General features: G+C 45.4%; 13 protein-coding genes. 9 read left to right on the top strand and 4 right to left on the bottom strand.

Going from position 1 to position 9,294, the window contains the following annotated elements; genetic code table 11:
• From AAA952_RS13500 to AAA952_RS13490, 3 genes are all read right to left on the bottom strand, one after another.
• On the bottom strand, window positions 1-1,094 hold a 1,094-nt coding region (locus AAA952_RS13500), incomplete at its 3' end, for a hypothetical protein (protein ID WP_338257714.1).
• A complete protein-coding gene (locus AAA952_RS13495; RefSeq protein WP_115014925.1) occupies window positions 1,091-1,900 on the bottom strand; it encodes a Wadjet anti-phage system protein JetD domain-containing protein in 810 nt (269 codons plus the stop codon). The genes AAA952_RS13495 and AAA952_RS13500, both read right to left, overlap by 4 nt.
• Window positions 1,901-1,903: 3 nt before the next feature.
• The gene (locus AAA952_RS13490; protein WP_263166572.1) at window positions 1,904-2,533 is read right to left on the bottom strand and encodes a WYL domain-containing protein; all 630 of its coding nucleotides are present in this window, start codon (window positions 2,531-2,533) and stop codon (window positions 1,904-1,906) included.
• A gap of 637 nt (window positions 2,534-3,170) precedes the next feature.
• Here AAA952_RS13490 and radC point away from each other — a divergent pair.
• From radC to AAA952_RS13445, 9 genes are all read left to right on the top strand, one after another.
• Entirely contained in the window at window positions 3,171-3,677 is a 507-nt protein-coding gene (gene radC / locus AAA952_RS13485; protein WP_263166366.1) for a RadC family protein, read from the top strand.
• A 40-nt stretch (window positions 3,678-3,717) separates the two neighbouring features.
• Complete coding sequence (locus AAA952_RS13480; RefSeq protein WP_011622473.1) at window positions 3,718-4,080, top strand: hypothetical protein; 363 nt, start codon at window positions 3,718-3,720, stop codon at window positions 4,078-4,080.
• A 139-nt stretch (window positions 4,081-4,219) separates the two neighbouring features.
• Entirely contained in the window at window positions 4,220-4,576 is a 357-nt protein-coding gene (locus AAA952_RS13475) for a type IV toxin-antitoxin system YeeU family antitoxin (RefSeq protein ID WP_173496624.1), read from the top strand.
• A 244-nt stretch (window positions 4,577-4,820) separates the two neighbouring features.
• The gene (locus AAA952_RS13470; RefSeq protein WP_263164440.1) at window positions 4,821-5,234 is read left to right on the top strand and encodes a DUF2787 domain-containing protein; all 414 of its coding nucleotides are present in this window, start codon (window positions 4,821-4,823) and stop codon (window positions 5,232-5,234) included.
• Between the two features lie 195 nt (window positions 5,235-5,429).
• Window positions 5,430-5,837, top strand: coding sequence for a DUF2787 domain-containing protein (locus AAA952_RS13465; protein ID WP_338257706.1), 408 nt, complete (start codon window positions 5,430-5,432; stop codon window positions 5,835-5,837).
• 108 nt (window positions 5,838-5,945) lie between these two features.
• Window positions 5,946-6,512 (top strand): site-specific integrase, encoded by a 567-nt coding sequence (locus tag AAA952_RS13460; protein WP_107947286.1) that lies wholly within the window; start codon window positions 5,946-5,948, stop codon window positions 6,510-6,512.
• Window positions 6,513-6,592: 80 nt separating this feature from the next.
• A complete protein-coding gene (locus AAA952_RS13455) occupies window positions 6,593-7,315 on the top strand; it encodes a lecithin retinol acyltransferase family protein (RefSeq protein ID WP_338257703.1) in 723 nt (240 codons plus the stop codon).
• Between the two features lie 285 nt (window positions 7,316-7,600).
• On the top strand, window positions 7,601-7,885 hold the full coding sequence (locus AAA952_RS13450) for a CopG family ribbon-helix-helix protein (RefSeq protein ID WP_338257701.1): 285 nt from the start codon (window positions 7,601-7,603) through the stop codon (window positions 7,883-7,885).
• Window positions 7,873-8,166 carry a type II toxin-antitoxin system RelE/ParE family toxin gene (locus AAA952_RS13445; RefSeq protein ID WP_338257699.1) on the top strand — a complete coding sequence of 98 codons (294 nt, stop codon included), beginning with the start codon at window positions 7,873-7,875 and terminating at the stop codon, window positions 8,164-8,166. The genes AAA952_RS13450 and AAA952_RS13445 overlap by 13 nt, the downstream gene beginning before the upstream one ends.
• 170 nt (window positions 8,167-8,336) lie before the next feature.
• Here the strand turns inward: AAA952_RS13445 and AAA952_RS13440 are convergent, their stop codons facing one another.
• Entirely contained in the window at window positions 8,337-8,999 is a 663-nt protein-coding gene (locus AAA952_RS13440) for an inovirus Gp2 family protein (protein WP_338257697.1), read from the bottom strand.
• Window positions 9,000-9,294: the final 295 nt, after the last annotated feature.

Here is a 9,294-nt window from a genome sequence, read left to right as displayed (position 1 = left end):
TTTTTTATTTTTTCTAAATCCGTATTTGCACCATCAATAAGGGCATCATTAATCCTGATTTCACCTTCTCGCTGAGATTTCATCTCCACATACTCTCGGAGGTGGCTTTGGCGCGGAGTCATTTCACTTATTACCGATGATAGAGAACGGTTGCTTAGCTCAGCCCCTGCACGCTGCTCAATGATCAGCCTTGCCAAAGATATGTCCAGCTCATGCTCTGTTCTCAGTTCTTGGTACTTGGATTTTAGCGCTTCGAACTCCGGTTTAAGGCTTTTGAGATGCCTGATATGTTGCTTTTTATTTTCGATGTCAGTGTGCTCGTGAATTAACTTCTGTACATCAACCATGAATTTATTATCGTTGTTTTGATTGCGCTGATTGACCGCGGCACCCGTCATCATAGTTATCGAGTGGCTATCTTGGTTGAAGATAAGTTTAACCAGCGAACGTACAGACTCAACGGCTGTATCGGAGAGGTCTTTCAAAGGAAATATGACGTAACACGGTTCATGCTTGTTCATGAAGTTCCCAGCGTCATATAGGTGGCGGTTCAGGCTTTCTGTTTGTTTAACTTGGATTGCTGAACGGTCCACTTCTTTTAGTGCTGAAAGTAGGTTTCTGCCTGAGATGTTTTTCGGCCGTTCGCCTGCCCCTTCGTCCGTTTTATCCCAAAACAGATGCTGAATATCATCATACGGCTGATTGATGAAATAACGATTGATTTGGTAGTCATTACCACCAGCAATTATCTGACAATGTCGGCGACGGGTGCCATCACTCAACCGATGTTCAACTTCAAGAATTAATCTGCTATGTTCAGATGGGAAGTAATGATCCCGAACTTCATCTTTGCTGTAGTAAGCACCCTTCTGGCTAGTGTCCTTTGAAGAGAGAAACGCAAACTTAGTAGCGCAGTTGGCCAACGTCGTTTCGGGGAGCAAGAAAAAGCGCATTGCATTAATCAAGCTGCTTTTGCCCCAGTTGCCAGTGCCAAGAAGAATAATCGTTTCGTCGATAGGGACTTCGATATAAGCGATGGATGCAGAGTCTACGGCAATGAGTTTAGTGGGTTTGACTACAAACAAGTTATTCATGCTTTTACCATCCCGTTTAAGAAAACTTCTTGCTCGACGAAACTAAGGTTTTTTGTGAAAAAATTGGCCATATCATCTAAACCGGCTTCAACGCATAAGCTGTGAGCAGTGAAAAGATCTTCTTGAGATTTCGGCGGAGATGTTCCAATGGTCGATGCACCTGGCAGGTATCTTTGTGGGTGCGATAAAAGCTCATCTGGCAGTACAAATTTTACTTTGTTACCAAGGGCGGATTTGAGCGTTAGAAATATCCTGATCCCCTCAAGGTCGTAATCAGGACAGTAGTAAACAGATTCAAAGTTATTGGCCAAGAATCTCAAAGTTTCGGAGTGGGTAACGCCCTTGCCTTGAGACCAAATAACCACTGCAGGCTTGGTGTTGTCTAACCCCATAGCCCGTAGGAAGTCGTCAGCGTAAGTAAAACACTCACTGTTTTCGATAAGGACCGCATCGGTACAGTCACTAAATTGGTGATTTTGACTATAATCAGAATCGGGCGCACACGCTATGGCAACTAATTCACGATTAGGGCGCTTTGCAAACAAATACGACGTCGTTGTACCGACTCTATGTGAATTACCTTTTACGGCCGCTTCTACGCGGTTTACTGGTGGCTTAAATTGAAGCAGCAGTATATTGAACAGGGAACCGTTTATTACATCTACTTTATAGGTGTCGCCCTTTATGTGACGTAATTTACCAAGGGCCTCTAAACTAACACCCTGAGCTTCGAGCATATGCTTAAAACGAGGGCCATTAACGGGCTTGTTTCTAGCGATGGCATCCAAATAACCATACAAGTTCATAATTTATTCATCCTTGAATAGGTACAGTTCAATTTCATGGTAATTTTGCACTATCAATGGGTTTTCCAGCGGTGATGTCTTCGCTTGGTCTTTCCCTATCCGATAATACTGCAATGTGTAGTCGAGCATGGCCCCACGAACTTTAAATGTAAATGTACCAGATTGGCCATAATCACTTAGCACCAATTCACGAACTGCCGGGTCTAGCTTTGGGTGCGCCTCAACTGTGACTTCAACTTCAGTATGCCAAGCACTATCGTCTGTGGTATCTATCTCGGCCCGCTCACCTAATGTGATGGATTCGATACGACACAGATTGAAGTCCGAAAATCGATATCTCAAATGGCAATACGCTCGGCAATGCCATCGGATGCCATCCGAGGCAATAGCATGCGGGGTAATCCGCCTTGTTTGACCTTTAGGTTCAGAACGGCTTCTGTAAAATATCTTTACGTCGCGATGAGTGCGGATTGCTTTGAGCAATATGGATGTCGTTTCATGTGATACTTGCGTAACGGCTGGTGGAGCAACGAAGAATGCATTCGAAGAATAAGTCTGTGAAGTGTGCTCTGTACTAACTAGGAGTATTTCCTTTACGTATTCCTCCCAACTTCCCGAAATATACTGCGGCACAAACTCAGAGGTAATGACAAAGAGCTTTTCTGGATCTTTCCCGTTATAAGCCAGATTAAATGGATGTAGCTTTCGGTACCTGACAAGTGCAGCGTTAATTACATTCGACCCAATGGAAAAAATTCGAGATAGTCGAGTCGCATTTACGCCACCTTCCCAAAAGGAAAGTAGCTCTATACATTTGAATCGTTGTAATAGTTGAGGTGTTAAGTCCAATCTGTCCCCATTATTATCGTGTATACGTTTTTAGACTATAGATTAATGCTTACTTATTAGACATGTAAAGATGTTTTTTTAAACAGTGGTTTTACAGTCAAAAAACGAACGCTCCAATAGAACAGGGATATATGCCAAATCACCACAGATTTCCTAGACACATTTAATTAGCGAGATTTCCAAAAGTGTCGAATCCGACAATGAATCTTCAAACCAAATTGCATAGACACCGAAGCTCGCGGAACTGAGTCACCTATTCGTCATCACGTTCATTCATTAGTTCTAATTCCTCTCTTCAATCTCATGATGTACCTAAGCTACTGCGCATCAAGTAATATCCCGCAGTACTCCAATCTCGAAATCATTTCAGATATATATCACTCCTGTGCATAAGCCCATTAACGCTTTAAAGGAGCCTGATATGTCAACAAAAGCGATACCCACCAAAGCTGAACCTAACGACTCGATAGACCAGCCGATCAACCAGTGGCCGCAAACTGCCGAAGAGGTCCTCGCTTCTGCCGCCAATATTATTGCCGAACGCTATGTGAAGAAGGACGCCTATACCAATCCACAAGCCACTAAGGATTTTTTAACTTACAAACTCGGTGGTTATGAGCGGGAGGTGTTTGCGGTGATGCTGCTCGATAATCAGCATCAATTATTGGAGTTTAAAGAGCTGTTCTTTGGCACTTTAGATGCTGCCAGTGTTTATCCACGGGAGGTGGTTAAGGTGGTATTGGCCGTCAATGCGGCGGCAGTGATTTTTGCCCATAACCATCCCTCCGGCGAGTCTGAACCTTCGGCTGCAGATAAGAACATCACTCAACGGTTAATCGACGCACTAGCCCTTATCGATGTGCGCGTGCTTGACCATATCGTGGTGGGCCGCACGCCAGTGTCCTTTGCTGAGCGCGGCTTACTCTAGCCAGCGTTTAAACCTGCCACGCCAAATCAAGGAGTCCATCATGATTGAATTTACCGATAGTTTTTCACAGGCCTGTGTTGCCGAAGCCTGCGCTGCTTTTCCTGAACTGCGTAACCGTTTAGCGGTTGAACTCATTTTGCCTATGTTTGTGCGACCACTTAATGCCATGGGCCAAGTGATTGGCAAGCCGATTGTGGCACCAAATCCAAAGCTACATAAAACTGTATTGAGTGTGTTTCACCGTGATGTGGTTGAGCACTTGCCCAAGGAGATTGCCTTTTGCCGCTATGTTTGCCCCTGTGACAGTTATGGTGTGCCAACAGGTGAATGGCAGCGTGTGATCAACGGGGTGTACTTCAACCATGGCAGCAACGAGCAACCGAATTGGAGCGTACACACCTAAAGACCGTTACATGTCATCACCCACTCCACTAGTCGGCTGTAATAACCGCTCTAACTAGCACAGGTATTTATCACTGCTCTCGCTAGTCAGCTATCGAGTACCCTACTCCCTAAAGTTCTTTTCAACCATTGAGGTCACTATGACAACGCTAAAACTTTTTGATATCGAGCACGCTTGGGGCTTACCCCGTAAAGTGTCTCCCCGCTTTGGTGCAAGGCTGATTTTACGTGGTCTGCACTTGGATTATCTCCATGACCGTTCAAGCTTTGTCGGTGAATTTCCACCAGCAATTAAACAACAATTTGTCGATGCCTTTCCGACCATGGTTAAACAGCTTGAACGGCTGGTGGCCACCGGCGAGATTGATGCCACTGAGCAGCACTGCGTCACCATTGAGCACGCTGGCTTTATCTGTGAAGCAGATACCTTAGGCAGTCACGGCTATTTGTATATTGCGATTTATCAAACCGAAACTAAACCAAAGCTAAGCCACTGACCACCAGCAACCTCGCCCTCACTCGATAACCCGTTCATTATCGTAAGCCAGTACTAATCCGTTAAACATAACCACCAAACTTTAATCTCCCAGCTCAAAAGCTTTAGCAAGTAGCCCTTAGCGACTCACATTAAACCGCTTAGCCACCCCCCGTTTTATTAACCCAGCCGCATAGACAGCAAAAGCCAAGGCGTGACTGCGCCTTGGCTTTTGCGTATGCCCGTTTTTAAATAAGGAATATTCCATGACATTAACTATCAAACGTAATCAACTGCCAGCGATGCCAGATCGTTTTTATCAAGTGATTGAAAAGGAACTGGCTGAAGTCACACCAAAAGACGCCAACGCCATCACCCTTAATTTTCGCGATCCAGATTACAACGCCGAAGATGGTGGCTTTCATCCCGTCGAAGTCCGGCTTGAGAAACAGCAAGATCACTGGCGTTTAGTCTACGTCACCGACTTTGCTTTTCGCGGTCATCCCTTCCCTGAACTGGTTAAAGACATCGATATCTGCTTTAACAGCAAACAAGTCTATAGCCTGTTTAGCGGCTGGATTGGGGAGCGGGAATCACAGGGGCTGATTAAGTTGTTCAGCGATAACTTTGTCAGTTACTACCAGATGGAAGTCTATCAAGTAGAAGTGAGCTTGGATTAACCCGCCTCGCCGTCATTTCACGCGAGCATCCTAAGCCTATCTACCTGTTTCTGCCCTATCGCAATCAACGGGCCAAGCACATCACACCCGCGCCCTTGTTACCCTAAGTGATTACGTCAAGCCTCTGTCGTTAACAACAATCTACCCCGCCTGCAACGCCCGTCATTAGCGGGCTTTTTGTTTTTGGAGTCCACCATGAAAATACACCACGAAACCATCCTGCCACTGCCAGAGCCTTTTTATGAATTGTTAAAACGGCAACTGGCCGCACTCAATAACCCGAGTCTCAACATCGTCACCCTGAACTACCGCGATCCCGACTACAGTGCGGAGAGAGGTGGTTATCACCCAGTGGAGATCAACCTCTACCGCCAGGGGGATTGCTGGTATCTCAATTACTTCACCGACTTTGCTTACTGCGGCGGGCCCTTCCCTGAGCTTGAGAAAGAAATGGAAGTATTGTTTCAACAGAAGCAGGTCTACAACAGCTTTTTTGGCCGCTGTTACCTCGAGCAAGCCGACAGCTTGGTGAGGTTGCTGTTGGAGAACTTCTGTAACTACGTCGAGATGGAAGTCTATCAGGTTCAAGTCAGCGTCGACTGAACTTGGTGCCCACAAAGGTATTTTGGGAACCAAGCAACGCAGGCCCGATGCGGGTTTGCAATGTGCTGGTGCCCACAATCATCACATAGCCAATTGAGGGAACCAAGCATGAACGAAGTCGAAGCGGTCAAGAACCGCGACACCATCAAGCTTATCAGTTACCTGCTCGAACGTCACTTTGGTGAGCAGATGGCCGATGTCTGGAATATCGGTCTTAACCTGGCCCTTAGGATCTCTGACTTACTGGCCATCAAGTTCAGCGATATCGACGGCGACCGCTTAAATATCATTGAGCAGAAGACCGGTAAACGGGCCAGCATCAAGCTCAATCCGAAGACGCTGGCGTTGATTGAGGAGATCCACCAGCGTCATCCCGAGCATATTTACCTATTTCAATCCCACCGCTCGAGCCAGGCCAAAGACCGGCAGGCCCCCGCGAAACCGCTGACACGGCGTGCAGTCGCCAAAGCGTTTGCCTTTGTCGGTGACGATATCAAGTTAGCCCTGGGCACCCATTCGATGCGTAAAACCCGGGGGTATCACCTGTATCAAGCATGCAAAGACATTGGCCGGGTGATGCGCATGCTGCGGCATCAATCGGAAGCGGTCACCCTGCGTTATATCGGCATTACTCAACAGCAAATCGATAAAGACTTTGTCGAGCTGGAAATCTGAGGTCAATCAGCACGCCCTATTCAACCCATTAGCAGATGCGACCTAGGGGTATCTGCGTTGTTTTTCTTGGAGTACATACCATGTATAAATTTCATCCAGGTGATCATCTGGTCACCAATATCGATCCGCTTGGCTTAACCGAACACCATGGCCTCTATGTTGGCCATGGCAATGTGATTCACTTATCTAAGCAGGGCATCATCGAAGAAATCGACCTGCAGCAATTTGCTGGTGGCCACAGTATCAGAGTGAAAAAGTCCACGCTGTTTCCCTATCAGGCCATTGAGCTAGCGCGCAGTCAGCTGGGTCACAGCCCATACGGCGTTGCTACCAATAATTGCGAGCACTTCGTCAATGAATGCTTAGCGGGAAGTAGCACCTCCAATCAAGTCAGTAATCTCACCCACATTGCGCTGCAAGGCTCAGCCAGAGCAGGCTTGCTGGGAAGTACTGCGTCAAAGCTGGCCACGGGGACTGTCGCAAACGTCGTGTTAGCCTCTACCGCCATCAAAATGACCGGTGAATACCTCGGGCTACCCGATAACGTCAACACGCTGCTGGGGACACCTGGAGATCTTGTGGCTAAACCTGCCGAATGCCTACTAAAAGGCACCAGCCACACCCTGGGTGAGAGTTATGCTTGCTTACGCCAAGGTGAAATAACTGATGCGGGGATCAAACTCGTCACCGGCAGTATAGAAACCGGCTTAAACACCGTGTTGACGACAGCAGAAGTTGGCATCAATGGTGTAAAAGCCAGTGCTGAGCTGATAGCCGATGCATGGCACTGGTTAAGGTCATAATGCTTCTGCGACGGTATTAAGTACTCAGTCAGCCATTAGCCAAACCCTATAAACGAAGCGGCATGCCGCCGCTATCGTTTTTATCCTTATTGCGATTACGTTGAAGATTAGCGTGATGACGGCGTATCATTAGTGCCCAGTTAAGCGATACAAACTATCTTCTATCACTCTTGAGCTTATGGCGTTGCTCGAGCAGACAAGTAAACCGTGTAAACATTATTTTTTTGTACCACGTTATGTTAAGGTATTACCTAGTAGTACTAAGCATTACTTTTGGAGTCACAGATGAGCACAATCAAACCCGTGTCGGTTAAATTAGATGCTGATATGAAAGCCAGAGTCGAGCATTTAGCAGAAACTCGTAAACGTTCATCACACTGGATGATGCGTGAAGCGATCCGTGAATACGTTGAGAGAGAAGAGAAACGCGAAGCGTTGCAGCAAGAAGCGTTACGCGCATGGGAAGCACACCAGACATCAGGCTTGCATGTCACCGGTGACGAAGTGGTGAGTTGGCTGGAGTCCTGGGGAAGTGAAAATGAAAAGGCAGCCCCTTCATGCCACAAATAATCTTCACCGCCACTGCATTACGTGATTTAGAACGCTTACGTGAGTTTCTTCGCACTAAAAATCCCCCCGCCGCACAACGGGCTGCCAGCGCCATAATCAATACCATTAGAAAACTTGAAAGCTATCCAGATATTGGTCGGCCTATCGATGACAATGACTTCAATTTTAGGGAGTTGCTGATTGACTTTGGTGACACAGGTTATTTGGCAATGTACCAGTATGATGGCGGCGAGCGATTGACAGTGTTGTGTGTTCGACATCAAAAGGAAGCCGGCTATTGATCTGGCTGCGCAACGGAGTGTTCTAGTGGACTATGTCTCAAGTCTGCAGTGTGAAAATGCCATTACTCTATTTGAACGCTAAAGCAAGGGGGCTTAATCCCTTGCTCATCACTCCTTTATTTTGACTCACTCCACCAGCAACCTCATTTAGTAAGCGAATCACTTGGTAATCATGCTGATACGCGACTACAACCAAAGTTGTGATTGCCATTCCCATAAATTTTCGTGTTAGTTTTAGCAAAATAACTTAATCTTTTAAACAAGTCTTGGTAAATGTAAGTGAAATCAGCTTGGTTACGGCACAGTAAATATTGAGCATTTTCTGGGAAATGAATTAACCCTTGAGCATTGAAAATATCTAATCTTAGTGCACTCGCCCAAGCTTTATGTATGCGGTTATACATATTAGCCCGGCCCAATTCAAACTTTCCTAAACTTTTATACGCATGGCCATTGAAGAACAAGCAGACATGGTAATGACACTTATCTCTTCCGCTGATCTCCTTAACCCAGATGTAAAATAGTTCACTTTCGTGGACCTGGCCTAAGGAAGTATCTCGTAATTTTGCCAGATGATCTGCTTTTAACTGAGCCTTCAACGATTCGAAGAAACGGGTGATCACTGCTGTATCACCCGATTCAAACGTATCAGGAAATCGTAGATCAACTCTTACCGCAAATACCTTTGAATAATTCTGCACAACGCAATCCATAACTGAACGAATTTTATATAGATACTCTTCAATTGTACCATTCTTAAGTGAAAGTGTGTGTAATCCATCATATTGAGGTGTTGTTAGCACCGTTAAATTTCTATTAAAAACACTACCCATATCTAACTCTCCTTTCCCAATCACTATTTTAAGGGTGTAGTTAACCACTCGAAATTAACACACTAATTCCGATGAATAAAAACACCCATGTAGCACACCAGACAACTAAATTAAAACATTAAACAAGCAATATATAAGCACAGATATAATACTACTTAAACCCTAAATGAAAATTATCCAAAACCAACCAGATTAAAACAACATTTTAAATTTACACAAGAAAAATCACTATAACTAACAGTTATCACCACTCTGAATTAATATGCATAGTATAATGAAAATTAAAGCGATTTAT

The organism is Shewanella sp. M-Br, assembly GCF_036245925.1.
GTDB lineage: Bacteria > Pseudomonadota > Gammaproteobacteria > Enterobacterales > Shewanellaceae > Shewanella > Shewanella oncorhynchi.
The sequence above is the reverse complement of the archived record's forward strand: the minus strand, read 5'-3'. Positions and strand labels throughout refer to the sequence as shown.

Coding starts and splice junctions, on each gene's coding strand:
- AAA952_RS13480 (WP_011622473.1), top strand. CDS start 3,718: ATGATTGAATTTACCGATAGTTTTTCACAGGCCTGTGTTGCCGAAGCC.
- AAA952_RS13470 (WP_263164440.1), top strand. CDS start 4,821: ATGACATTAACTATCAAACGTAATCAACTGCCAGCGATGCCAGATCGT.
- AAA952_RS13475 (WP_173496624.1), top strand. CDS start 4,220: ATGACAACGCTAAAACTTTTTGATATCGAGCACGCTTGGGGCTTACCC.
- AAA952_RS13445 (WP_338257699.1), top strand. CDS start 7,873: ATGCCACAAATAATCTTCACCGCCACTGCATTACGTGATTTAGAACGC.
- AAA952_RS13465 (WP_338257706.1), top strand. CDS start 5,430: ATGAAAATACACCACGAAACCATCCTGCCACTGCCAGAGCCTTTTTAT.
- AAA952_RS13495 (WP_115014925.1), bottom strand. CDS start 1,900: ATGAACTTGTATGGTTATTTGGATGCCATCGCTAGAAACAAGCCCGTT.
- radC (WP_263166366.1), top strand. CDS start 3,171: ATGTCAACAAAAGCGATACCCACCAAAGCTGAACCTAACGACTCGATA.
- AAA952_RS13460 (WP_107947286.1), top strand. CDS start 5,946: ATGAACGAAGTCGAAGCGGTCAAGAACCGCGACACCATCAAGCTTATC.
- AAA952_RS13450 (WP_338257701.1), top strand. CDS start 7,601: ATGAGCACAATCAAACCCGTGTCGGTTAAATTAGATGCTGATATGAAA.
- AAA952_RS13455 (WP_338257703.1), top strand. CDS start 6,593: ATGTATAAATTTCATCCAGGTGATCATCTGGTCACCAATATCGATCCG.
- AAA952_RS13440 (WP_338257697.1), bottom strand. CDS start 8,999: ATGGGTAGTGTTTTTAATAGAAATTTAACGGTGCTAACAACACCTCAA.